Origin of the sequence: Nocardiopsis sp. MG754419, from assembly GCF_018207095.1 — a bacterium.
Classification (GTDB): domain Bacteria; phylum Actinomycetota; class Actinomycetes; order Streptosporangiales; family Streptosporangiaceae; genus Nocardiopsis.
Window position 1 is genome coordinate 1 of record NZ_QOCZ01000172.1, and the last position, 23,772, is coordinate 23,772.

The following is a 23,772-nucleotide window of genomic DNA, read 5'->3' on the forward strand; positions in this document are numbered from 1 at the left end:
GGACGACACCGTGGCCTGCCCGGCGGGTGTCTGCGAGGATGCCCCATGCCCTCCTCCCCCGGAACCGGACGCTCCACGGGCGCCCCCTCACCACCGGCGGCGTCGCCACCCACCACGCACCGCGCCCGATGACGCGGGTGCACACCCGACCCGTCCTGGAGCACCGAACGTGACCGCACCACCCCCGACCGGCCTGCGCGACGACGGCACCCTCGCCCGTGAAGGCGACCCGCGCCTCATCCCGCGCGCCTTCCTGCCACCCGTGGAAGCGCTGCGCACCGGCCTACCCCGGGTCTTCGGCGACCGCATGCACAGCGCCTACCTGTACGGGAGCATCCCCCGCGGTACCGCCACCCCGCACACCTCCGACCTGGACGCCCTGGTCCTGCTGCACACCCCGCCCACTCCCACCGACCACGACCGGGCCCGCGTCCTGATGAACGACCTGGACGCGGCCTTCCCCGTGATCGACGGCGGCGCGATCCTGCTCGACCACACCGGCCAGGTGCTGCGCCCCCTGACCGCCCAGGACGGCGGGTTCTTCGTGTCCTGTCTGTGCACACCCCTGATCGGCCCGGATCTGGCCACCCGACTACCCGCCTACCGACCCACCACCCTGTTGGCCCGCCAGACCAACGGGGACCTGCACCTGGTCCTGCCCCGCTGGCGACAGGCCCTGGAGCGCGCACGCACCGACGCCGACCTGACCGCCCTGGCACGCCGTGTGGGCCGACGCCTGGTCCGCACCGGCTTCACCCTGATCATGCCGACCTGGGGTGGGTGGACCAGTGACCTGTCCCTGGCCACCGACCTGTTCGCCCATCACCATCCCGCGCAGGCCACCGTGATGCGCCGGGCCCTGGCGGCGGCCGAGCACCCCACCCCCGACCCGGACCTCCTGCGCTCCCTCCTCGACCGGCCGGCCCTCTGGCTGGAGGCGACCTACACCCGCACCCACGGGCGCAGGACCTCGCCCCGCACGGTCAGACCCGCTCCAGCGGCACGTGACCGCCCGCCGTGGGACGCACACCGACCGGGGTTCCCGGTGTGACCACACCCCCGGTGAGCACCACACCCATGACCCCCGCACGGCGCACGACCGCTCCCGCTCCGTCCCGGAAGACCATCTGTTCGAGCAGGCCGGGCGAGAAGTCGTCGATCTGGGCGCACGGATTGCGCAGTCCGGTGATCTCCACCCGGGCCTCCCCCAACTCCAGTACCGTTCCTCGGCCCAACGCCAACAGATCCACACCCCGGGTGGTGATGTTCTCGCCCATCCGGCCCGGCTCCACCACGAATCCGGCCTCGGCGACCTCGTCGAACAGCTCTGCGTGGATCAGGTGGACCTGGCGCAGGTTGGGCTGGGTGGGGTCCGCCGCCACCCGGGAACGATGCTTGACCGTCACCCCCATGTGGGCGTCACCCTCCACCCCCAACCCGGCCAGAAGACGGATCCGGGAACGGGTGGGCTTGCTGAAGGAATGCTCGGGGTTGCTGCTGACCGCGGTGACGACCGGACTCACGTTCTCGACCTCCGGAACGGGGGGCAGGATGGCGTCTCAGCCTAGCCGGCCCCCGCGCAGCGCCCCGAGGCCGGAGTCGACGCGGGCGCACCGCCACCGCGCCCGGACAGAAACCCGCCGTGCACCGCGTGCGCATCATCCCCAACGAGCCATCCCTCGCATGCACCGCCCCGACTCGGGCAGCGCCCGGCCCCCGATGTCACCCGCACGTGCGACACTGCCAAGGTGAAACGCCCCGACCTGGACGACCTGGTACGACTGCGGCGCGCCCGCGACCGCATGGACCGCGACTACGCCCAGCCCCTGGACGTGCCCGCCCTGGCCCGCGAGGCCTACATGTCCAGCGGGCACTTCTCCCGCAGCTTCCGGGCCGCCTACGGCGAGACCCCCTACAGCCACCTGATGACCCGACGCATCGAACGCGCCAAGGCGCTCCTGCGCCGCGGCGACCTGTCGGTCACCGAGGTGTGCTTCGCGGTGGGCTGCACCTCGCTGGGCACGTTCAGTTCCCGCTTCACCGAACTGGTCGGCGTGAGCCCCAGCGCCTACCGTGCCCGGGACCACGAGCACGGAGCTCCCATCCCCGCGTGCCTGGCCAAAGTCGGCACGCGACCGATCAGGAACAGAGAAGCCGAATCCGGCCCACGCTCCTAGCATCGAGGGTATGAACATCACACTCTCGACCTGTTTCATCGCCGTCGACGACCACGACCGGGCACTGACCTTCTACCGGGACATCCTGGGTCTGCAGGTGCGCAACGACGTCTCCTTCGAGGGGATGCGGTGGGTGACGGTCGGCGCCCCCGACCAGCCCGACGTGAGCATCGTGTTGGAGCCGCCGCTGGCCGACCCGGGTGCCTCGCAGGAGGACCGGCGCACGATGGCCGAGCTGCTGGCCAAGGGGCTGCTGCGCGGGGTCATCTTCGCCACGGACGACTGCGACGCGGCCTTCGAACGCGTCAGTTCCGCGGGCGGTGAGGTCCTGCAGGAGCCCATGGACCAGCCCTACGGAGTGCGCGACTGCGCCTTCCGTGACCCGGCGGGCAACATGCTGCGCTTCACGCAGGCCAAGTGAGACGCACCTCTGCGCTGTAGTGCGGCGGCCGTGTTCTCCGAGTGTCGGCACCGATCCGAGGGCTCGGTCGCCACAGCGCGTACGCGGAACGCACACGAGGGCCCCACTTTAGGGTGGGGCCCTTCGTCACAGACCGGCTCGACGTCGACCACGGTGTCCTCCCCGGGTACCGGGTTCGGGAGACAACCGCCCACGAGCACGCCTGGCAGATCCCTGACACCTTCGACGCGTGTTCGCCGCCGCCCGCCTCAGGCGGATCGCTGAGACTCCGCTCGCTCCGGGTTCCGGATCTCGTTCACCGCCGAGTCGGGAACACCGAAGATCCGGTCGAACACCCAGTTGTAGGCGAAGGTGAAGAACGGAATGTAGACGATGAACACCAGATCCAGCACAAACGCCTGCACCAACGTGATCTCCAGCCACCACGCGATGAGCGGGACCAGGAAGCACACCAGGGTCATCTGGAAGCCCACGGCGTGCAGGACGCGTCGGCGCACGGTGCGCGTGCGGTCGCGCTGGTGCCGCTCCCATGCCTCGAACAGGTAGTTGAAGGCCAGGTTCCACACCGTGGCCACACCCGTGATCATCAACGCCAGCGGCCCGGTGGTGGCCGGTGACTCGCCCGTCAGCAGTGTCATCACCACGGTGCCCACAGCCAGTCCCAGGATCTCATAGCCGCCGACGTAGATCAGCTTGCGCTTGACACCTTGCACAGCACGCGCTCCCGTTCCGTTGCTCAACGAAGGCAGACGCTATATTCAGGTGTGTTGAGCAGAAAAGTCAGTTCCTTTCAGAAAAGTTGACAGGTGTATGTCCCTCTCCAGCGATGGCATCGAGCTGTTCCTGGCCGTGGTCGACCACGGCTCCTTCTCCGGTGCGGCCCGCGCGCTGCGCCGGGTGCCGTCCGCGGTGAGCATGGGTATCGCCAACATCGAGGCCGAACTCGGCTATCCCCTGTTCGACCGGTCGCGCCGCGAGGCGGTGCCCACCCCGCAGGCGCTGGCCCTGGTGCCCCACGCTCGCTCCGTCTCCAGCAGGCTGCGGCTGTTGCAGGTCCACGCCGTGGAGTTGTCGCAGGATGTGGAGAGCACGCTCACCGTCGCCGTGGCCTCCGGTGTTCCGGACCAGGACCTGCTGAAGGCTCTGGCCCGGGTCGGCTGCCGCTACCCCCTGCTGCGGGTGAACCTGCTCCGCATGCCCCAGGACCAGGTTCGGGAGATGCTGCACCAGGAACGGGCCGATCTGGCACTGCTGGCCGTATCCCCGGACGTGGACCGGGAGGAGACCTTCACCGACGTGACCGACGTGCTCTACGTGGCGGTGGCTTCGGCCACGACGGACACCCACGGTCTGCCCGCCGACCTGGGGCGTTTGGAGGACCTCGGAGCCGGCCGCCAGATCGTGGTCGCCGGCCCCGACGACGCGGTCGCCGAGCGCCGGCTCCTGGTCTCCGACGACCGATGGCACGTGGACTCGGTGGAGGCCGCGTTGGGACTCGTGGAGCTCGGAGCGGGGTGGGCCAACCTGCCCTGGGGAGCGGTGCAGGTCGCGGTCTCGGCGGGCAGGGTGAGGGTGTTGGAGTTCGACAACCTCGGCAACGGGGTGGCGATGCCGGTGCACCTGGTGTGGTTGCGCAGAAAGCCGGTGCGCCGGGCCGCAGGGGAGGTCATCGGGCTGATGCGCCGCGACCAACACTGATGGTCGCGGTCAAGGCCGACGACCAGCGGGAAATGTGCCGGAGCTCCCACACCCGCGGGTGTGGGAGCTCCGGCACTGCGGTGCCCAGGCAACAGATGAAGATCCGAGCACTCGGGTCCTCACGGTCCCGCTGCCGCATCCTGTGGGATTCGAGGGCGGTGCCGAAGGACGGAGGGGTGCTCCGGCGCTTCCTCCGGTGGTGCGGGTCTTGGTCGGTGCGGTGACCCCGACGACCCGCTGTCCCGCGGCCGGGTGGTGCGAAGATCACTCGTTCCGTGCCATGAAGGCCTACGGGGAGGAGGTGCCGCCCCGGCTCTGATCGACGATCCGCTGCAGCGCGGCGAGGTGATCCTCGATGGCCGTGCGCCCCGTGTCGGTCAACTTCAGGCTGGTGCGCGGGAACTTGCCCACATACCCCTTGTGCACCTGCACGTACTCGTTCGCTTCCAGTTTCGCGATCTGCTTCGACAGGGCCGACTTCGACAGTCCCGCGCTCTCCCGTACGAAGGAGAACTCGGCCCAGTCGCACGAGGCGAGCAACGCGACGATCTTCAACCGCGTGGAATCGGCCAGCAGCGGGTCGAACTCCACGTGCCTACCCGCGACTTTCGGGTTCGGTCATCCACCACCGCGCGAAGGGGGGACCGGCCAGGGCGAGAACGATTCCCACGAAGGCCCCCGCGATGGGGTAGGGCTCCCCCATCCAGTGCACGACCGCCATGTTCACCGGGACGAACAGCACCAGCACCGCGATCATCGTGACCAGGGCCAGCGTGCGCACCCGGCGTCCGGCCGAACCGGTCATTCGTGCCCGGCTGCCGGTGAGCCCGGCCCAGCGCGGCGACCGGGCGAGGAGTGCGGCCACCACGGCCACCAGGAGCAGCACCGACGTGAAGAGGTTATTGGGGTCGGGGCCCGTCAGCCAGACCAGCACCGAGGCGGCGAACACGCCGCCGCCGGCCAGGGCCCAGCGCACGCGACCTCCCGCCAGCGTCGTCGCCGCGCCCTGTCGGGCGGTCTGCGCTTCCTGCAGGTTCCTGCTCGCCTCGGACGGGTCGATGTCCGCCATGTTCTCCTCCAAGCACCTAGTTTCCTTTCAGGAAACACTAACCATCGGCACGGCCGGGATTCAACCCCCGTAAGCCGATCCGCGCCCGCCCCCGCTCGTGCACGATGGCCGTCATCGCAGGTCGATCGCGCTCCGATGGGCCACCAACGAAGATCGAAAAAGTCCTGACGGCGGTCCAACGCCCGGCAGGGCACAGCCTTCAGAACCCGCCCGCGGCATGCCCCCCGGGACGAGCGGAGGCGGACACGGGTCAGCGATCGGCCACCGTGGAGGACGCACCGGAGGCTCCACCCGAGGCCGCCGACGCGGGACGCCACAGTCGCGCAGCCGCCGGCGCGCACAGACCGGTGAGCAGCGCACTCCCGCCCAACATCAGGACCGGGTCCAGCCCTTCGGCCCAACCCGCCAACGGATAGGTGACCAGGAAGCAGGCGTGGGAGAGCGAGAACTGCGCCGCGAAGACCCCCGCCAACCCGCCCTCAGGAGCGGCCTCCCGCAACAGCCGGCCCGTGGGCGCCGAAATCAGCGCGCACCCGGCGCCCAACACCGCCCAACCCACACCCAGCACCACCGGACCGGAGGCCAGGACCCAACCCGCGGCGGTGGCGGACGCCCCCACGGTGAGCACCACCGGACCCGACACCATCAGCGCACGGATACCGAACCGATCGACCGACCGCCCCAGGGTCAGCGCCACCACCATCGACCCGGCTCCGAAACAGGCCAGCGCCAGCGCGACACCGGCCTCGCCGCCACCCAGGTGGGAGCGCACGAGAACCACGGTGTCCACCAGGACCAGAGCGGTGACCACGGCCACGGCCGTGTTCAACGCCGACAGTGCCAGCAGACGACGGTCGGTGACGAAGACCCGCCAACTCGCGGCGGCCCGACGCGGGTCACGTGAGGACGCGGCCGGCGCGGGCAGGGCGGTGGTGGCCACCAGCAGGCCGGAGGCGACGAAGCCGAGCGCGGTCAACGCGAACAGTCCGTCGAAGGGCACGACCAACAGCAGGAGTGCCGCCAGCAGCGGTGAGGCCATCGCCTCCAGGTCATAGGCCAGGCGCGATAGCGCCAGCGCCGAGGTATAGCCCCGGTCGTCGACCAGTTCGGGGATGGTCTCCTGGAAGGTGGGGGTGAAGGCCGCCGAGGCGCACTGGAGCACGGCGATGAGCGCGTACACGTGCCAGACCTGATCCACGAAGGGCAGACAGGCCACCGCCAGGGCGCGCACCGCGTCGGACCCCACCAGCACCGCCTTGCGCGGGACCCGGACCAAGACCGTGGTCAGCAGTGGGCCGGCGCCGACGTAGGCGAGCATCTTGATGGTCAGGGCGGTGGCGACCACGCGTCCCGCCTGCGCGGGTGCCAGGTCGTAGGCCAACAGGGCCAGGGCGACCGTGGCCAGACCCGTGCCCGCCAGCGCCACGACCTGGGCGTAGAACACTCTCCGATAGGAGGCGAAGTCCGCCAGTACCCGCCACACCATGATCACCACCGCGAAGAAGAGGGACATTGAGAACGCATCATACATGTGCGCAAGTACGCACATGATGTCATGGCGAACATGATCCTTCTCCGGCCGATCCCACGTTCTAGACTGCGCACATGCGCACCAGTGACGAACAGGCCACCACCAGCCTCGTGCACCCGGACCCGCCCGAGACCGAGCAGCTGGCCGTGGCCGCCGGAGTGTTCGCGCTGCTGTCCGACCCCACCCGACTGCACCTGCTGTGGACCCTGGCCGCGGGCGAAGCGGACGTGGGACGACTGACCGAGGCCAGCGGGGCCTCGCGCACCGCCGTCTCCCAGCACCTGGCCAAACTCCGCCTGGCCGGGCTGGTGGAGTCGCGCAGGCAGTCCCGTCACTCCATCTACCGGCTCAGCGACGGCCACCTGCGCCGCCTGGTGATGGAGGCGCTCAACCACGCCGATCACGTGGTGACCGGAGAGCCCTTCCACGACTGACCGGGATCAACGCCCCCGACCGAAGAATCCGTGACCGCGCTCGCCCCGAGAAACCGGGTGCTCGGCGCGACGTCGTCGCCCCCACAGGCCCCGATCACGTGAGGGGCCGCCCCGCCAGGGACGGCCCCTCACACAGCGCCTTCGACGACGACGGCCGCTCCGTGGCGTACTCGCACCGCACCGGAACACTCACGGTCCACGGCACCGTCCCGCCGAGCACGCGTGGCCACCGACGCGACCCCTCAGGGAGAGAGCACGAAGCAGGGCACGAACGGTGTGGTTCTCAGCCCGGGGTGAGGACGCAGAACTCGTTGCCCTCGGGATCGGCCAGGACCGTCCACGGCACGTCCCCCTGGCCCAGGTCGACGTCGGTGGCGCCCAGAGCCCGCAGACGGTCCGCCTCCGCCGCCTGGTCGTCACCGGGGTAGGGCCGCAGGTCCAGGTGGGTGCGGTTCTTCACGGTCTTGATCTCGTCGGAGCGGACGAACTCCAGGTACGGGCCGACCCTCTGCGAGGAACGCAGGAGAGCGTGGTCGTCGGTCACCTCGTGCACGGTCCAGTCCGTCGCCTCGCCCCAGAACCGCGCCATGACCCGGGGGTCGGCGCAATCGACCACCACAGCGGCCATCACTCCGGTGTCCAGATAGAGCGACCGGGGCTCCAGAACGCGGAACTCGTTGCCCTCCGGGTCGGCCAGGGCCGTCCCGGAGGCCTCGCCCCGACCCGGGCCTGCGGGGATCGCGCCGAGGTCTTCGAGCCGCGCGACCAGGTCCGACCGGTGGGCCTGCGAGGTGGTGGCGAGGTCGACGCGCACACGGTTGCGCACCGTCTTGGGTTCGGGCACACGCAGTACGTCGACACAGAGTGCGACGGGGTCGGGGTAGGCGAAACCCTCGGGTTCGAGGTTGGTGACGCCGGGGCCCTCACTGGAGGTCTCCCAGCCGAGTGCCTGTGCCCAGAAACGGCCGAGTGCGGCGTCGTCCTGGGCGTTCATCGCGATCTGTACGAGTCGAGTGGCCATGGCGCCGATCGTAGGCCCGCACCGGTCGGGTCGCCCACCCCTTTTCGCCGGAGCGCGCACGACCACGCCAGGACACCGACGGTCGGGCTGCGCCTCGGACGTCGGTTCGGCGAAAAGGGCCGGCCCGTCCCGTGCGCGCCCAGACGCTCCAGGATTCCCGGCGTGTGCACTCGCCCAGTGCTGTGGGCGCACCTGCACCATGACGCGTTCGTCTCCACGCGTCCTCCGGCTCTCCTCTGCCACGCCTCGCCTTATCGTTACGTTGGTAACGTTATACCAGAAACGTTATTAGGAATCCGTGACGAAACGAATCCTGGAAGAACCTCGAATCCTGACCCCCGATAAGTCAACCTTCTAGGAAGTCAGGCCCTCAGGGGCCCCTGGAGCCCCTCGGTCGCCCTGCACGGGGCCGCCAACGTTATTCAGAGCCGACTCGGGGGCAGCGAAAACGCGGTGAGTACAGCGATCGCTGTATCAATGATCGACGCGAGAACCACCCCACGGAGAACCCCCGCCGTGAAGGGGCCACACCCCGCCCCTACGCCACCGGCCTCGTTCTGCTCCTGGAACCCTGTCCGGTGAGGGCTTCTGGGCCCGGGCTCCGCCGCTGACCGCCAGGGGGTGGGGACCGACGCCGTCTTCTGGAGCCGCTGAGCCCTGCGTCGACGACCCGGGACACCGGGGAGAGGGCGGCCGCAGCGACGATCATCTGGAGGAGTCCGTCCCGAGGGCGCCGCAGCGAAGCTCGCGTCGCGAGGATCCCCGGCACCGCTGCGCCCGGATCGCGTGAGGGCACGATCGCGCGCACCCGGTGGCGGGGCGCGGTCGGCCACCGGGTGCGGCGTGCGACAAGAGGACAGGGCGGGAGGCGGGAGCCCAGAGGTGAGCACGCGGAAGCACTCGGGCAGGGGACCAAGCGCGCCGGAATCACGGACCCGTTCCCTGGGCCCGACCGATGTCCAACGTGGGAAGGCCGCCACCCACGGTCGCGCACTCCACGTCGCGGCCGATGAGACCCGCACCAGAAAGGGACGGGCGAACCGACGAAGACCCACGGCCCTATCCGGTGCCCGTCCCGCTCGGCCCCCGTCCTCTAAAATGTGCCGGATGGCGAGACAGAAGGACCCGGCGGTGCGCACGCAGCTTCTGGAGCGTGCCGCGCGCATGCTCCGTGAACGCGAGCCGATCACGCTGCGCTCGCTCGTCGAGGGCACCGGGGTCTCGACGATGGCGGTGTACACGTACTTCGGCGGGATGGACGGGGTCTGGCGCGCGCTGCGCCAAGAGGGTTTCACCCGACTGGCGGCCCGCCTCGAGGCCCTGGTCGTACCGGCCGACCCCGTCGAGGACCTCGTGGCCGGGGTGGCGGCCTACGCCGTCAACGCCCTCGAACATCCCGACCTCTACCGGGTCATGTTCGACGCGACCGTCGAACTCGAGGACGTGGCGGCCGCCGAGGCGACCCTGGGCTACCTCGTGCGCGCCGCGCGGCGCTGCCGGGAACAGGGCCGGATCAGCGAGGACGCCGACCCCGACCGGCTCGCCACCGAGATCTGGACGGTCTGCCACGGGATCGTGTCGCTGGTCGTGAGTCGGGTCGCCTCACGACGCACGCTCGCCTCGGGCGTTCCCCTGCTCACCGCGGTGATCGTCGCCGCCGGCGACGACCCCGCGGCGTGCCGACGCTCGGTCGAGGCCGGCTGGTCCGCGCTGCGTCCGCCTCAGTCGAGCACGGCCACGGCGTCGACCTCCACGAGGTAGCCCCGTACGGCCAACGAGGTGACGCCGATCCAAGTGCTGGGCTGCTGGAACTGCACTCCCAGCGTCGCGGCCGCCCGTTCGCGCCCGACGACGAACTGTTCGGCCTTGTCCTCGTCGAGGTCGACGATGTACACGGTGACCTTGGCCAGGTCGGCCGCCGTGGCCCCGACCGCGTCGAGCGCAGCGGCGATGTTGAGGTAGCACTGCTCGGCCTGCGCGGCGATGTCGCCCGCACCCACGAGGTTGCCCTCGGTGTCCCAGGACACCTGGCCGGCCAGGTACACGGTGCGCGTTCCCCGTGTGTCGGCGACCTGGTGGTGGACCTCCACCCGGTTGACGCCTTCGGGGTGCACCAGCTTGACGGTCATGATCGTGCTCCTCTCTTCAGGGACTCGAAAACATAGCAAAGCGATGTTATTTAATCGACGTTTTTCCGGCGTGGGTGGCGATCATCACCGGGATGACGACCCCTCCCGACCGTGCCAGGACCCCTCCTCGGCAGAAGAGGGTCGCCGGCGGGTTTCGCCGTCGAGCCGTCCGGGCCGCGGAGGAACGTGAGGCCGGAGCCCTGTTCGCGGCTTTGACGTTCGTGGCCATGCCGCATGAAGTACCTCTCCGAAGACCAGATCCCCCGCTACGGCCGCATCCCCGACGAGCCGTCGGTCCCGGGATGCCTTCCGAGTGCCGGGCTCGCGAGAGGACCGCCTTCGAGCACGCCTGGCAGATCCGCGACACCTTCGGCTACCGCGAGGTCGCCACCGGGGAAGGGGCGGGTACTTGGCCGGTCGGTGCGATGGCTGTGGCCTCGTTCATGGCAGGGCTGGTCACTCTGGCCCTACCGCGTCGGTCCCTTCTCCCAAACCCTGACCAGGCCGAGGGAGGACAGAAGCAGCAGAGTAGCGGCCTCCTACGGCTGTACTGGCCCTCTCTGGCCCAGGACGGCGGCGCGATGCTCACCCTGGGAGTCGCCTCGATCTCACTCGGAACCGCGGATCGGTGCCCTCAGGTGCGGGTCCGCACCCCGTCAAGAGCCAAGATCTGTAGCGTTCATCCCCTACGGAGAGCCAGGGAGGGCCTACCTCCACATCCTGTAGCAATCCTCCTCGACCCCCAAGACCGCACCAAAGTCACCACACGTATCGGGGGTTGAGGAACATTCGAACGGGAGCCCGCGCAAAGCGCTGGATCCTGTCCCGATGTTCCTCGGCCCCCGGCTAGGAACACATGCCATCTTCAACCCTGGGCCGCCCTGACCCCGAACACGCGAAAAGCCCCGCACATCCGGCTTCGGATGTGCGGGGCTTTGATTTTCCGGGGGACCGGTCTGGGTCTTGGCGGTAACTCGCTACCCCGCAACCGATGGTGCAGGGGTCCTTCCACTCATTCCGGAGGGCGGGCCCGGCAGTGCGGTGTCAGTGGCCGGTTAGGGGAGGGTGACCCTGTCGATCTTGTTGTCCCAGGAGCCACCGTCCGGGTAAGGGATGCTGGACAGGTCCGCGACGATGTTGCCGGCCTCGTATCGGATCCAGCGGTCGGCGATGATCCCGCTCCGGAAATCGACGAAGGTCACCGTGGTGGAGCGATTGTTGTAGAAGCTGGACGCCCGGTCCCGCCAGCCGATGTTGCCCAGGTCGTGGTTGCCCGACGAGGTGAATCCGACCATCTCCCCGCCGAACTGAGCGGATTCCCAGAGGCAAACGTGGTCGCTCGGGCAGTCGTCCAGGCTCTGCGTCTCCAGGTGCGAGTCCTCGCCCGCATAACACCGGAAATCGGTCGGCGCCCCGTCCGGCTCCTCGAGACAGGTCTCCGCGTCCCCCCACCCCTGGGACAGGTCGAAGACCTGCCCGTCGAGCTCGGCGGTCACCCCGGCGACCTCGGTGGGGGCCGCCTCCTGCGCCTGCGCCGGGACTCCCAGCGCGAGGGTGAGCGCCACTCCGGCGCCGGCGGACATCAGGGCTATCAAGATTTTACGCATGTACACCTTTCGCCTTAGTTCGGGATTCGCGCGCATCCTTTGTCGCCGCTTTCCCGCTGCCAGCCCCCGATGCTAGGCACGAATGGGAGGCAAAGAAATGCCCACGTCACAGCCGGCCGGTTACGGCCGGCGGCGGGGTGGGCCGCGTGTGAACTGGGTTGAGTTCGGTGTATTCATAGGGCGGTTGTGGTGGTCAGGTTGCGGGGGTCGAGGGGGATGGCACCTTAGGGCATGACCGGTGCCGCCGGCATGCGACCGAACCCTCCGGGCCCCCTACAGACGCTCACCGCACCATGCCCGACTGCCGTCGCCGTCTTCTTGGCGGCCGTCGCGATATCACTCCCGGTCGGCTGCGATGATCCGTCCGTGGAGGTCCTCAGGTCGGTGCCTCGTCGCCCAGCGCATCACCGTCGCCGGTGGAGACCGATCTGGCCGCCTGCGCGGACGGCGAGTGTGAGGTGGCCGTGACCGGAGTGGGCGAGTTCGAGTTCGATCCGGAACTGGGGATCGGCCCCGTGGTGATCAAGCTGCTCGCGGCCGGGAGCCGTGTTTCCAGAAGTAGAGCGCCGGTCCGTCTCGCGCTGAACCCGCTCCTGTCGGTCTCGGTCCGAAAGCCGTGCCCGCGGCGGCGGATGGATCCGGCTTTCACTGTGCGGCCACCGCAGACAAAACGGAGATCAAAAAGACGGGGATCGCCAAGAAGAAGGACAAGATGATCTTCCCGGAGGATCTCGCGAACGCCACCTTGACGCAGACCCACTGCAAGAAGAACCCGAGGGCGAATGCCACCAAGGAAACAAGCATTATTTCTGCCGTGATGCCCCAACTGAGCACCAGGGATGCCGGCAGGGCGGCATACAGCAGGGCCAGGAAAACCGCAGAGGCGAGGACAGGGGGGCGCAGGCCGCCCTCATCGCCCGAGGACTCCTTCTTCTTGGAGAGAGTGAGTTCCACGGCCCCGATGGAGGCATTGAGAAGGACGAACACCAGGTAAGCCAGGAAGAAGATGGCGAAAACCTCGACCGGAGCCAGATCGCGGTTGACGCTGAAGGGGAGGATGAGCAGGATGCAGGCGTGCAGACCGCTACCCGCGGATATTCTGAGGATCTTCTCGGCAACGGTCATGCACGCCTCACGGGGTTACGGGTTGACGGTTGAGCGGTCGCCGACGGCGGACAGGTCGCAACTGTAGAAGCTCGTTGGAATCGGCGGGAATGCCAGGCTCGAGAATCCCACGTTGGTGTGCTCGGGCGCGTGGGTGGGGTGGTCGGCCTGGAGGACGCCGAGCGTGCGCGCGGTGCCCGACTGCACCGTCCACCCGAGTTGGGTGGCGGTTGTGTCAAAGCCGCGAACAGGGCAAATCGGCCCCGTCACCGAACCGTCGCCCAGGTCACGGCTCTACCGCCACTTCCTGTAGCAATCCTCCATCCCCGTGGTCAGGGCAGTAGAGCGCGGAGCCTGGCCGCGTGGCCGTCGAGTTCGGCGCGTTCGGCCTCCTGCCACAGGGCGTGCACCGAGAAGGCGTCGCCCTCATAGCGGGGAAAGACGTGCAGGTGCACGTGGAAGACCTCCTGGCCCGCCGCCTCGCCGTCGGCCAGGAACAGGTTGACGCCATCGCAGCGCACCGGCCCGACGGAACCTGCGTCCGCGTCCCCTGTGTTCAGGGTGTCCCGGCGTAAGGCGTCGCCCACGCGGCGGGCCACGCTCCACAGCCGTCCTCCCAGCTGGTCACCGACCTCGCCCAAGCCCACCAGATGCTCGCGCGGAACCACCAGCACGTGCCCCGGCGTGACCGGGCACAGGTCCATGAACGCCAACACCAGGTCATCGGAGTAGATGAGGCTGCGCGCGGCCTCGTCATCCCGGATCAGGCAGAACACGCACGCACTCACGGGAGCCTCCCTTTGCTGGGGAGAACCCGGCGTGGCACGGCATGCGGCGGGCGTCACCCGGTTTTCCCAGCTGCGAACCGGACCGTGCTGCTCCCAGCGACCCCACACAGTGATCAGAGTGGTGGAAGTCCCGAAGAATACAGATCACTTGATCAACGACTCCTACCAGTCTCAGCCCCCGGCCCGGGTCGCCCTCAGGCTCGGTGCGCAGGGAAGCGATGTCGTTCGTCGTCCTTCGCGGCGGCAGCACGGGCGCGGTCGAGTCCGGCCTCCGCTCGCCCTGCGGAGGCCGGACTCGTGGGCCGGGCACGGCGCGGTGTCCGATGCCGAGCCGATCGGCGCCTTTCGGATCAGCGACGCCGATGTAGGTGTCCCGGCGTGCGATGTGCGGTATCGATTCCTCATCGGTGCCTTGACCTTGGCAGGAGCCCGCACCACCGGCAGGAGGGTTCACATGTCCGGCATTCTCGTCACCGGCTCGACCGAGGGTCTGGGCCGCCACGCGGCCCGGGCGCTCTTGGACCAAGGCCACCGTGTGGGCGTGCACGCGCGTACGCCCGCGCGATGGGCCGCCGTCCGGGACCTGCTCGATCGCGGGGCACAGGGGGTGGTCGGTGACCTCACCGATCGCGACCAGGTCGCCGACCTCGCACAGCAGGCGAACGAGCTGGGCCCCTGGGACGCGGTGATCCACAACGCCGGGGTCATCAGTGGCCCCTCCGTGTTGCCGGTCAACGTCGTCGCCCCCTATGAGTTGACCGCCCGTATGGAACGGCCCGGCCGCCTGGTCTACCTCAGCAGCGGCATGCACTACGGCGGTCGCGCCGACCTGGGCGGCGTGGACTGGCAGGGCAGGCGGCGCAGCCGCACCTACTCCGACAGCAAGCTCTACGTCACCGTGTTCATGGCCGCGCTGGCCCGGTTGTGGCCCGGGGTTCTGGTCCACGCCGTCGACCCCGGGTGGGTGCCCACCCGGATGGGCGGTCCCGGCGCCACCGATGACCTGCGTCTGGGGTATCTCACCCAGGTGTGGCTGGCCACGACCCAGGATCCGCAGGCGTTGGCCGGCGGACGGTACTGGCACCACCAGCGCACCCGGGAGCCGCACCGGTCGGTCCACGACCACGACTTTCAGGGCGCGCTCCTGGAGTCCCTGGCCGAGGCGACCGGGACGACGATCACGCCCTGATGCCGCGCAGGTAAGGACCCTGCGACGCGGGTCACCGGTGCGATCCCCGGTCGCGGCCTCGCCGTGGCCGGGGGAAAGCCACCGGCGGTGGGGTGCCGGTCGCCCGTCCCGTCAGGTCTGCGGTTCCCGGCGGGCGCGTTCCTGGTGGCGGCGTGCCTTGAGCCGGTTGCCGCAGGTCTTCATCGAGCACCACCGGGCGGTGTTGGCGCGGCTGCGGTCCAGGAGGAAGAGGCGGCACTCGTCGTTGCCGCAGGGGCGCAGTCGACCGGGCCTGCGTTCTTGGACGTCGTACCAGGCCAGGACCAGTTCCACCGCGAGCATCCGTTCGGGTGGACCGTGCAGGGACCATCGCAGCTCCGAGGCCTCGATCTCGGGGCGTCGATGGACACCGGCGAGGACGCGCCGCAGCTCGTCTCGGGGCACCCGCCCCTGGGTGGCGGACTGCAGGGCGTTCCGGGCCGCGCGCAGCCAGGCGAGAGCGGGCGCCTGCACCGACCATCCGTACGCGCGGGCCCAGGCACGCACCGCGTCGTCCTCGGCCCAGCGGTCCTGCGGTCGCCCGTCGACCACCGGGGTGCTGTTCAGGGCCTCCAGGAGCGCCTGTTCGTCGATCATGTCCCCCACCCTAGGAGCTAACCCTCTTGTTCAACTTGACAGGTTACCCGACATCGGCTCCACTGTGGGGGAAGATAACCATCTACATTAGTTGAGAGAGTTAGTCATGGTCGAGGTTCACCATAGGTACGCCACCGCAGGGGGACACCGCGTCTTCTACCGGGAGGCCGGCCCCGGCCAAGCGCCCACGCTGGTGCTCCTGCACGGGTTCCCCACCAGCTCGCGCATGTTCCGCCACCTGATCCCCCGCCTGGCCGACCGGTTCCACGTGATCGCCCCCGACCACCTCGGTTTCGGCCACTCCGACGCCCCATCGGCCGAGACGTTCGACTACACGTTCGACGCGCTCACCGACGCCACCCAGGCACTCCTGGACCGACTCGGCATCGACCGCTACGCCGTGTACGTGCAGGACTACGGCGCCCCCATCGCCTGGCGGCTCGCCCTGCGCACCCCGCAGGCCCTCACCGCGGTGATCTCCCAGAACGGCAACGCCTACGACGAGGGCTTCGTCCCACAGTTCTGGGAACCCGTGTGGGCCTACGCCCAGAACCCGGGCCCAACGACCGAACCCGACGTGCGCACCGCCCTGAGCCTGGACGCCATCCGCTGGCAGTACCTCCACGGCGTGGACCGCCCCGCACTGGTCGACCCCGACACCTGGACGTTCGACCACCGTGACATCACCCGCCCCGGTCACGACCTCGCCCAGCTCGCCCTGTTCCGCGACTACGCCACCAACCCGCCCCTGTATCCGCGGGTGCACGCCTATTTCCGACAGAGCCGTGTCCCGCTCCTGGCGGTGTGGGGGGCCCAGGACCGCATCTTCGGACCCGACGGCGCCCGCGCCTTCTCCCGGGACCTGCCGGAGGCCGAGATCCACCTGGTCCCCGGGGGCGGCCACTTCCTGCTCGAGAGTCACCTGGACACCGTGGTCGGGCACATGCGCGACTTCCTGACCCGCACGTTCCCGACGGCCTGAGCTCCTGGCAGGACGGGCCCGTCCTGCCCCGACGTGGGTCGCTCACCCCGCACACGTCGAGGCCGGTGTGCCCGTGGGAGGGGGTGCCCTCCCACCCCCTCCCCTGCCTTTCGGGCACCGCGGCGCACACGCGGGAGGAAAAATCACGATCGATGTGGGTGGGGATGTTTGCTCGCGATCACACGGGTAGACAACCAACTACGCATCCGCGAACCCCGCGGGCCAGGGGGCGGCCGACACGGCCGTACGGCTCACGGGGACGGCGTGGATGTGGGGTCGGCGCCCATGGGGGTGAGCGCAGACCCCGCCGGAGCGCCGGTCATGGGGACCCACCGGCTCCGGCACGACATGAGAGCCCTCGCAACGTTCCGTTGCGGGGGTTTTCTCATGTCCACCGACCGGGGTGCGGCCCCTCTGCTCCGTCCTGGTCCAGGGGCCGGGCCTCGTGGTCGAGGAACTCCGCCACCGGGCGGGGTGCGGTGGCAGAGACGGTGGAGAACCCGATGTCGGGGGGTGTGCGGCCGCAGGGGCCCGGGTCAGCGTTCGACGGTGAGCGGTCCCTGCTCGCGCGTCGTGCCCTGGGCGTTGGCGATGACGTCGTCGAGCAGTTCGCGTGAACGCCGCAGGTCGGCGATCATCCGGTCGATGCGTTCGCCTTCGACCGTCAGCTCCCGCACCAGGTTCTCGTCGGCGGTGGCGGCGGGTGCACCGTCGGCGTCGCGCATGCACGGCAGCAGCGTCGCGATCTTGGAGCTGCACAGCCCGGCCGCGTAAAGCTCCTGGATGCGCACCACCCGGTCCACCGCCGCCTCGGCGTACGCGCGGTGCCCGCCCGAGGTGCGCTCCGACGACAACAGGTCCTGCTGCTCGTAGTAGCGCAGCGACCGGGGACTCACCCCGCTGCGTCGGGCCAACTCACCGATCCGCATGAGGCACCTCACATCCTCCGACGTTGAATCTGACATCAATGTCAAGTCCTACGGTAACCGCATGCCCACACAGAACACCACATCCCCGCTGCTCGCCCCCGCTCGCCTGGCCGACCTCGACCTGCCCAACCGCCTGGTCATCGCACCCATGACCCGCAACCGCGCCGAACCCTCGGGCACCGCGAGCCTCCTCATGGCCGAGTACTACGTCCAACGCGCCTCGGCCGGCCTCATCATCGCCGAGGCCTCCACCCCCAACAAGGTGGGTCGCACCTACCCCGACATCGCCGCCCTGTACGAACCCGAACACACCCAGGGTTGGCTCCGCGTCAACCAGCGCGTCACCGCCCAGGGTGGGCGCATGTTCGCGCAGATCCAGCACGGCGGCCGGGTCGGACACCCCGACACCAGCGGCCTGACCCCGCTGGCCCCTTCACCGATCGCCCTACCCGACCCCATCCACACCCCCACCGGCCGCCGGCGGGCCGAGACCCCACGCCGCATGGACCAGGACGACATCGACGCCACCATCGCCGACTTCGCCGCCACCGCCCGCCGCGCCGTGGAGGCCGGATTCGCCGGTGTGGAGATCCACGCCGCCAACGGCTACCTCCTGCACCAGTTCCTGGCCCCCAACACCAACCGGCGCACCGACGGCTACGGAGGTACACCCGCCGCACGCATGCGCGTGGTCCTGGAGGTCATCGACGCCGTCATCGCCGAGATCGGCGCCGACCGGGTCGGAGTGCGCATCTCCCCCGGCAACACCGTCAACGGCATCACCGAGACCGACCAGGACATCGACACCCTCTACCCCGAACTGGCCGCCCGGCTGGACGAACGCGGCCCGGCCTACCTGCACGTGGCCTTCGCCGACCCCGACAGCCGGATCTGGAAGCGGTTGCGATCCCACTGGTCGCGCACCCTCATCGGCAACCCGATCCTGCCCGCAGACGCGATCCCCGCCGACGGCGGCCGCGCCGCGGGCGAGCGCATGCTCCAGGCCGGAGCCGACCTGGTCGCCCTGGGCCGACCGTTCCTGGCCAACCCCGACCTGGTCGAGCGCATCCGCACCGGGGCGCCCGTCAACCCCGTGCGCGACAAGTACCTGATGTACGTGGGCGGGGCCACCGGCTACACCGACTACCCCACACTGGCCGGCTGAGTCGAGCGGGCTCCCCACCCCACGGCCGCGCACCGCGCACATGACGCCGCGCGCGTGGCATCCCCGACCTGGTGAGGCACACGCGCGCACAGGTGGGAAGCTGAGATCCACCGAACACATTGGGGGCAGGGTGGACAACGACGAGTTCACGCAATTCTGGGCACAGCGCCGACTGTGCATGCTGGCCTCACCGCACCCGGACGGAACCATCCACCAGGTTCCCGTGGGCGCCACCTACGACGCCGACGCGCACCTGGTGCGAGTGATCTCCTCGGGCACCAGCTACAAGGCCCGCAACCTCGCGGCCCATCCCGGAGCCAGGGTCTCGCTCTCCCAGGTCGAAGGACGATCCTGGTGCACCGTGGAGGGCCCCGCACGGGTCTTCGACGACCCCGAGCGGGTCGCGGAGGCGGTGCGCCGCTACGCCGAACGCTACCGCGAACCGCGAGAGAACCCGGCCCGGGTGGTCATCGAGATCTCCGTCGAACGCGTGCTGGGCAACGTGGGTTCGGGTCCCCCCGCGTAGGGCCACGGGGCCGGCGCCCACCCTGGCGTGGGAGCCGGCCCGGCACCGGACCACCGGTCGAACGCGCCCGGGTCGAGCGCGAAAGGCCCACCCCGGGGCCTTCGCCCCGCACTAGCCCACACGACGCACCATCCAGGCCAGGTTGTGCTCGACGATGTCCAGCATCACCCCACGGTCGGGGGTATCACCGTCCAGCAACCACAGTGGTCCCGCCACCAGCGACAACCGGTGGGCCAGCATGTACAGCTCCGAGCGGAACGGGTCCAGGCCGGGTGTTCGCAGACGGCCGTACCACGCACCGAACCGCAGGCTCAGGAACGCGTGCTCCCACTCCACGTCGAAGAACATCAGCCCCTCCACGTCGATGAGCACCGGCGCGCCCGAGGCGTCCACCAACACGTGGTCGGGACCCAGTTCCCCGTGCACCAGACCGTGCCGCTCACGCGGCTCCACCCGTGAGGCCGACGCGTCCAACAGACGCGCCGCCCGATCCCGTACCCGCGCCAACTCGGGGCGACGTCGCGCACCCTCCTCCAGATCGGCGCGAGCCCGCTCCCACACCACGTCCACGCACCCGCGCCCGACGGCCAAGGGGTGGCCGACCCGGCCCGGTGCGGCACGCGTGCGAGCGGCCATCGCCTCCAGGGCCGTGCGCAGACGGTCGAGCACCCCCACCACCCGCTCGCGCCCGCCCTGGGCGATCAGCTCCTCCAGGGTCGCTCCGGGCACGTCCTCCACGATCGCCACGTCACCGCCCAACCCCGGGTGCGCGCGTTGCACCAGGTACACCCGGGGAACCCGCACACCCGCCCGCTCCAGGTGCTCCACGGCGGTGGTGAACAGGTCCACCCCGTCGGCGTGACCGAAGGGGGTACGGCCCGGGTCCTCCTCCCTCTCCCGGGCGGGCCAGTGGTTCTCCCGCGCACTCCACAGGTAGGCGACCACACTCGCACCACAGGGCGAGGTCAGGCGGAAGACACCCTTCTTGGTGCCCCCGCGCAACCGTCGCACCCGGGTGAACACGGTCCCCGAACCGAGGGCGGCGGTGGCCGACTCGATCAGGTGTGGGGCATGGGCGGCGAGCGAGGCATCGGACACGCGCGACTCCGGATGAGGGGGGTGGGTGGGATCCATCGATCCTAGACGCGCCCGCGCCCGCACCCGCCGCATCGCCTTTCGGGGCCGACGGCCGGATCCACGCCGCCGCCCCGCCAGGACCAGGCGCACCGTCCGCCCACCCTCGGCCGCGCCCCGGCCCGACACCTAAGCTCACTGCCCATGGACCACCAGTGGAAGACCGACACCGTCTGGCTCAACACCGCCCAGAGCGGCGTCCCACCCACCAGCGCCCACACCGCCCTCACCCACGCCATCGACGCCTGGCACACCGGCACCGCACCCATCGAGGACTGGTCCGCCTCCGTGCAGACCACCCGCACCCGCTTCGCCCACCTGGTGAACGCGCCCACCACCGACATCACCCTGGGCGCCAGCGCCTCCCAACTCTTCGCCACCCTGGCCTCCTCCCTGCCCGACCACGCCCACGTCCTGGTGCCCGAGGGCGAATTCACCTCCGCCGTCTTCCCCTTCCACGCCCAGCACGACCGCGGCGTCACCGTCACCACCGCACCCCTGCACGCCCTGGCCGACCACATCGGCCCCCACACCACCGCGGTGGCCTACAGCCCCGTCCAATCCCCCGACGGACGGCTCGCCCCCACCGACCGGATCCTGGCCGCCGCCCGCACCCACCGCACCCTCGTCTTCGCCGACGCCACGCAGGCCGCAGGCTGGTACCCGCTCCAGGCCACCGACTTCGACGCCCTCATCTGCTCGGCCTACAAGTGGCTCATGGCCCCCCGCGGCCTGGCCATGGCCTACCTGTCCCCCGCACTGCGCTCTGGCCTGCGCCCCATCCACGCCGGCCCGATCGCCGCCGCCGACCCCACCCGAGCCTTCTACGCCGACCACTTCGACCCCGCACCCGACGCCCGCGCCCTGGACCTGTCGCCCAACTGGCTGGCCGCGGTGGCCGCGGCCCCCGCCCTGGACGCCCTGCTACAGGTGGGGGTGGAGCACATCCACGCCCACAACACCGCCCTGGCCGACCGCTTCCGCGCCCACCTGGACCTGCCACCGGGGCACTCGGCCATCACCGCGGTGGACATCCCCGACGCCCTGCGCACCCTGCAACGGGCGGGGATCAAGGCCACCGAACGCGGCGGCCGCACCCGCCTGGCCTTCCACCTGTACAACACCGAAGCCGACGCCGACCTGGCCGCCAAGGCCCTCACCGGCTGACCGGGCCCCTCCCCGACACGGGCCCACCCACAACGAAATACCGGCACGGACGACTCGTGCGGCGAGAGAACAGGCGTGGGGTCACACGGCTCTCGAACAGTGGTCCGTCCATCGTCCTCTCCGTAGGATCTTCGCAGCCCTCCCAACGGAACAGGAGACCTGTCGTGACCGAACCCCACGAGCGTTACCTGCACCAACACCGGACCACCGTGGCCTACGACATCCTCAAGGACACCGTCAACGCCCTCCAGGCCCGACACATCACGCTCGGCCGAGCCGCCACCGGGGCCCCCGGACCCAGGAGCGCTGGAACACACGGATACGCCAGGTGCGCGACACGGTGCTGCACACCGACCCGCGTGACCTGCAGGCGGTCACCGACCTCACCGAGGGCTACCGCGCCGAGCTTCGTGAACTGCGACGGGAGCAAGAGTGAAGGCCTCCGATTTCCACCTGCCCGAAGAACGACTCGATGACGTCTTCGACCGACCGGCCGACAGCACCGACCGCTCCCTGACGATCCGCGAGTTCGTCTTCGAGGGCCACCCCTGCGGCGCCGGGGAACCGACCCTGGTGCTGCTGGGCGGCCAGCCCGGGGCGGGCAAGAGCAGCGCCATCGCGGCCATCGCCCGCGCACGTTCGCACGAGCTGGTGCCGCTGTCGGGGGACGACCTGCGCCCTTTCCACGACGACTTCGAGATGCTCTCCCGCGACCACCCCTGGCTGATGCCCAACGCCACCGCGCAGGCCTGCGGCGCGTGGGTCAGGCGCTGTATCGACCACGCCCTGGAACACCGCTACGGCCTGCTGCTGGAGGGGGTCTTCCGGGATCCGCTCACCGTCGCCCGCACCATCGACCGATTCACCGCGGCCGGCTACCGGGTCGAGGTCGTGGGGCTGGCCACCCCCTACCGAGAGAGCCTGCTGGCCACACTGGGACGATTCCTGCACCCGGGAGAAGAGACCGCGGCACGGTGGACCCCGGACGGAGCACACGACAGCGCCTACCGGATGGTCCCCTCCACACTGCAGGCCGCCGCGGACACCGCGGGCACGCGACGGCTGCACGTCACCGACCGCGCGGGGCGGGTCCTGCACACCGACACCCGGGGCACGGACGGCCGGTGGGCCGACCCGACCCCCGGCGCGGCGCCCTCCGCGGCCACGCAGACGCGGGACGCGCCCCCTTCCCCGGGTGTGGCCCGCGCCTGGCTCGGGTTGTACGTCGAGCACACCCGCGAGCTGGCCCATCGTGGGCAGGTCACCGAGCAGACCCTGCTCACCCTGGAGCGTCTGGCCGCACAGGCCCGGGAGGCCGCCCACATCGCCTTCCCTCACGCACCCCAGGCCCGCCAGGCCATCACCGAGCACTCCACACGCCTGGAAGCGACCCCGCACGGCACCCCCCGGGAGCTGCCCGACCTCTTCCTGCCCGCCGCCGGCGAACCCGGCACCACGCCCCGGAGCCACCCTGCGGGGCTGTCCTCCGCACGGCGGGAGAGCCCTCCGGCCACCAGCTGATCGACCACGCCTCGGTCTCCGGAGCGACACGATCACCGGACCCGTCCGGCCACAGGCCTCCGCACGACCGCCATACGTCTCATGCCCCAACGGCCATCGATCGCGTTCGTCCAGTGCACCTGGACCGGCCGGAACCGGTCGAAGACCACCGCATCCCTATGCGGCGGAGGTCGGACACCCGCACCGCCACCCAGGACCAAGAGGAGGGGTCCGCTCGATGGTCGGCCGATCAGGTGGACCCGGTGGAGGTCGACCGAGCCGAGCCCGCCCCGGTGGTGGAACACCGGTGACAGGCCCCTGCCGACGGCGCCCACCGGGGCCGCGGGTGACCGGGGCCCGTGCTGTTCGATTCCGTTCGAACACCACGAGAGGGGCACGGAACCCCGGCCCTCACGGACGGATCACCACGAACGGCCCCACCGGCATCGGGCGCTGCGCAACGCTCACGGCAGGACCTCTGTCGGCGGCGCCCACCGGGTCCGCGCCCCTCACACACGTGGCCCGGCCACCCGAGTGCGCAGATCCACCCACCCCCGATAGCCCGACGGAGACGCACAGAACACCC

25 protein-coding genes are annotated in these 23,772 nt (G+C 70.2%); 12 read left to right on the plus strand and 13 right to left on the minus strand.

Going from position 1 to position 23,772, the window contains the following annotated elements; genetic code table 11:
- Window positions 1-169 precede the first annotated feature (169 nt).
- Window positions 170-1,051: a nucleotidyltransferase domain-containing protein gene (locus tag DSY14_RS24085; RefSeq protein WP_211718901.1), complete on the plus strand. Its 882-nt coding sequence runs from the start codon at window positions 170-172 to the stop codon at window positions 1,049-1,051.
- Here DSY14_RS24085 and DSY14_RS24090 read toward each other — a convergent pair.
- Window positions 984-1,523 (minus strand): MOSC domain-containing protein, encoded by a 540-nt coding sequence (locus DSY14_RS24090; RefSeq protein ID WP_211718902.1) that lies wholly within the window; start codon window positions 1,521-1,523, stop codon window positions 984-986. The genes DSY14_RS24085 and DSY14_RS24090 overlap by 68 nt on opposite strands.
- Before the next feature lie 279 nt (window positions 1,524-1,802).
- On the opposite strand from DSY14_RS24090, the gene DSY14_RS24095 reads away from it, so the two are divergent.
- The gene (locus tag DSY14_RS24095) at window positions 1,803-2,177 is read left to right on the plus strand and encodes a helix-turn-helix transcriptional regulator (protein WP_211718924.1); all 375 of its coding nucleotides are present in this window, start codon (window positions 1,803-1,805) and stop codon (window positions 2,175-2,177) included.
- A gap of 10 nt (window positions 2,178-2,187) precedes the next feature.
- A complete protein-coding gene (locus DSY14_RS24100) occupies window positions 2,188-2,598 on the plus strand; it encodes a VOC family protein (RefSeq protein ID WP_211718903.1) in 411 nt (136 codons plus the stop codon).
- A gap of 248 nt (window positions 2,599-2,846) precedes the next feature.
- On the opposite strand, the gene DSY14_RS24105 is transcribed toward DSY14_RS24100, so the two are convergent.
- Window positions 2,847-3,311, minus strand: a complete 465-nt coding sequence (locus tag DSY14_RS24105) for a PACE efflux transporter (RefSeq protein WP_211718904.1) — start codon at window positions 3,309-3,311, stop codon at window positions 2,847-2,849.
- A 97-nt stretch (window positions 3,312-3,408) separates the two neighbouring features.
- On the opposite strand from DSY14_RS24105, the gene DSY14_RS24110 reads away from it, so the two are divergent.
- Window positions 3,409-4,296 carry a LysR family transcriptional regulator gene (locus tag DSY14_RS24110; protein WP_211718905.1) on the plus strand — a complete coding sequence of 296 codons (888 nt, stop codon included), beginning with the start codon at window positions 3,409-3,411 and terminating at the stop codon, window positions 4,294-4,296.
- A gap of 288 nt (window positions 4,297-4,584) precedes the next feature.
- Here the strand turns inward: DSY14_RS24110 and DSY14_RS24115 are convergent, their stop codons facing one another.
- The 3 genes from DSY14_RS24115 to DSY14_RS24125 all read right to left on the minus strand — a co-directional run bounded on the left by DSY14_RS24115 (window position 4,585) and on the right by DSY14_RS24125 (window position 6,878).
- Window positions 4,585-4,887 carry a transcriptional regulator gene (locus DSY14_RS24115; RefSeq protein WP_211718906.1) on the minus strand — a complete coding sequence of 101 codons (303 nt, stop codon included), beginning with the start codon at window positions 4,885-4,887 and terminating at the stop codon, window positions 4,585-4,587.
- Window positions 4,888-4,891: 4 nt separating this feature from the next.
- Window positions 4,892-5,377: a hypothetical protein gene (locus DSY14_RS24120; RefSeq protein WP_211718907.1), complete on the minus strand. Its 486-nt coding sequence runs from the start codon at window positions 5,375-5,377 to the stop codon at window positions 4,892-4,894.
- 238 nt (window positions 5,378-5,615) lie between these two features.
- A complete protein-coding gene (locus DSY14_RS24125; RefSeq protein WP_249188377.1) occupies window positions 5,616-6,878 on the minus strand; it encodes an MFS transporter in 1,263 nt (420 codons plus the stop codon).
- Window positions 6,879-6,970: 92 nt separating this feature from the next.
- Between DSY14_RS24125 and DSY14_RS24130 the strand changes: the two genes are divergently transcribed.
- Window positions 6,971-7,330, plus strand: coding sequence for a metalloregulator ArsR/SmtB family transcription factor (locus DSY14_RS24130; RefSeq protein ID WP_211718909.1), 360 nt, complete (start codon window positions 6,971-6,973; stop codon window positions 7,328-7,330).
- A 283-nt stretch (window positions 7,331-7,613) separates the two neighbouring features.
- On the opposite strand, the gene DSY14_RS24135 is transcribed toward DSY14_RS24130, so the two are convergent.
- Window positions 7,614-8,351, minus strand: a complete 738-nt coding sequence (locus tag DSY14_RS24135; RefSeq protein ID WP_249188378.1) for a VOC family protein — start codon at window positions 8,349-8,351, stop codon at window positions 7,614-7,616.
- Between the two features lie 1,107 nt (window positions 8,352-9,458).
- Here DSY14_RS24135 and DSY14_RS24140 point away from each other — a divergent pair.
- Entirely contained in the window at window positions 9,459-10,112 is a 654-nt protein-coding gene (locus DSY14_RS24140; protein WP_211718910.1) for a TetR/AcrR family transcriptional regulator, read from the plus strand.
- On the opposite strand, the gene DSY14_RS24145 is transcribed toward DSY14_RS24140, so the two are convergent.
- From DSY14_RS24145 to DSY14_RS24160, 4 genes are all read right to left on the minus strand, one after another.
- A complete protein-coding gene (locus tag DSY14_RS24145) occupies window positions 10,073-10,480 on the minus strand; it encodes a RidA family protein (protein WP_211718911.1) in 408 nt (135 codons plus the stop codon). The genes DSY14_RS24140 and DSY14_RS24145 overlap by 40 nt on opposite strands.
- A gap of 1,055 nt (window positions 10,481-11,535) precedes the next feature.
- Window positions 11,536-12,087, minus strand: coding sequence for a peptidase inhibitor family I36 protein (locus DSY14_RS24150; RefSeq protein ID WP_211718912.1), 552 nt, complete (start codon window positions 12,085-12,087; stop codon window positions 11,536-11,538).
- A gap of 645 nt (window positions 12,088-12,732) precedes the next feature.
- The gene (locus DSY14_RS24155) at window positions 12,733-13,212 is read right to left on the minus strand and encodes a hypothetical protein (protein ID WP_211718913.1); all 480 of its coding nucleotides are present in this window, start codon (window positions 13,210-13,212) and stop codon (window positions 12,733-12,735) included.
- A gap of 311 nt (window positions 13,213-13,523) precedes the next feature.
- Window positions 13,524-13,979, minus strand: a complete 456-nt coding sequence (locus DSY14_RS24160; RefSeq protein WP_211718914.1) for an HIT family protein — start codon at window positions 13,977-13,979, stop codon at window positions 13,524-13,526.
- Between the two features lie 454 nt (window positions 13,980-14,433).
- Here DSY14_RS24160 and DSY14_RS24165 point away from each other — a divergent pair, with 454 nt between their 5' ends.
- Window positions 14,434-15,168, plus strand: coding sequence for an SDR family NAD(P)-dependent oxidoreductase (locus tag DSY14_RS24165; RefSeq protein WP_211718915.1), 735 nt, complete (start codon window positions 14,434-14,436; stop codon window positions 15,166-15,168).
- 111 nt (window positions 15,169-15,279) lie between these two features.
- On the opposite strand, the gene DSY14_RS24170 is transcribed toward DSY14_RS24165, so the two are convergent.
- Window positions 15,280-15,783, minus strand: coding sequence for a CGNR zinc finger domain-containing protein (locus DSY14_RS24170; protein WP_211718916.1), 504 nt, complete (start codon window positions 15,781-15,783; stop codon window positions 15,280-15,282).
- Window positions 15,784-15,889: 106 nt separating this feature from the next.
- On the opposite strand from DSY14_RS24170, the gene DSY14_RS24175 reads away from it, so the two are divergent.
- Window positions 15,890-16,765: an alpha/beta fold hydrolase gene (locus tag DSY14_RS24175; protein ID WP_211718917.1), complete on the plus strand. Its 876-nt coding sequence runs from the start codon at window positions 15,890-15,892 to the stop codon at window positions 16,763-16,765.
- Between the two features lie 536 nt (window positions 16,766-17,301).
- Here DSY14_RS24175 and DSY14_RS24180 read toward each other — a convergent pair.
- Window positions 17,302-17,694, minus strand: coding sequence for a MerR family transcriptional regulator (locus DSY14_RS24180; RefSeq protein WP_211718918.1), 393 nt, complete (start codon window positions 17,692-17,694; stop codon window positions 17,302-17,304).
- 61 nt (window positions 17,695-17,755) lie between these two features.
- Here DSY14_RS24180 and DSY14_RS24185 point away from each other — a divergent pair, with 61 nt between their 5' ends.
- The gene (locus DSY14_RS24185; protein WP_211718919.1) at window positions 17,756-18,859 is read left to right on the plus strand and encodes an alkene reductase; all 1,104 of its coding nucleotides are present in this window, start codon (window positions 17,756-17,758) and stop codon (window positions 18,857-18,859) included.
- Between the two features lie 130 nt (window positions 18,860-18,989).
- Entirely contained in the window at window positions 18,990-19,385 is a 396-nt protein-coding gene (locus DSY14_RS24190) for a TIGR03618 family F420-dependent PPOX class oxidoreductase (RefSeq protein WP_307851320.1), read from the plus strand.
- A gap of 111 nt (window positions 19,386-19,496) precedes the next feature.
- Here the strand turns inward: DSY14_RS24190 and DSY14_RS24195 are convergent, their stop codons facing one another.
- Window positions 19,497-20,483, minus strand: a complete 987-nt coding sequence (locus DSY14_RS24195; protein ID WP_307851321.1) for a phosphotransferase — start codon at window positions 20,481-20,483, stop codon at window positions 19,497-19,499.
- A gap of 180 nt (window positions 20,484-20,663) precedes the next feature.
- Between DSY14_RS24195 and DSY14_RS24200 the strand changes: the two genes are divergently transcribed.
- Both DSY14_RS24200 and DSY14_RS24205 read left to right on the plus strand, forming a co-directional pair.
- Window positions 20,664-21,686 (plus strand): aminotransferase class V-fold PLP-dependent enzyme, encoded by a 1,023-nt coding sequence (locus DSY14_RS24200; protein WP_211718922.1) that lies wholly within the window; start codon window positions 20,664-20,666, stop codon window positions 21,684-21,686.
- 432 nt (window positions 21,687-22,118) lie between these two features.
- The gene (locus tag DSY14_RS24205; RefSeq protein ID WP_211718923.1) at window positions 22,119-23,207 is read left to right on the plus strand and encodes a zeta toxin family protein; all 1,089 of its coding nucleotides are present in this window, start codon (window positions 22,119-22,121) and stop codon (window positions 23,205-23,207) included.
- Window positions 23,208-23,772 lie beyond the last annotated feature (565 nt).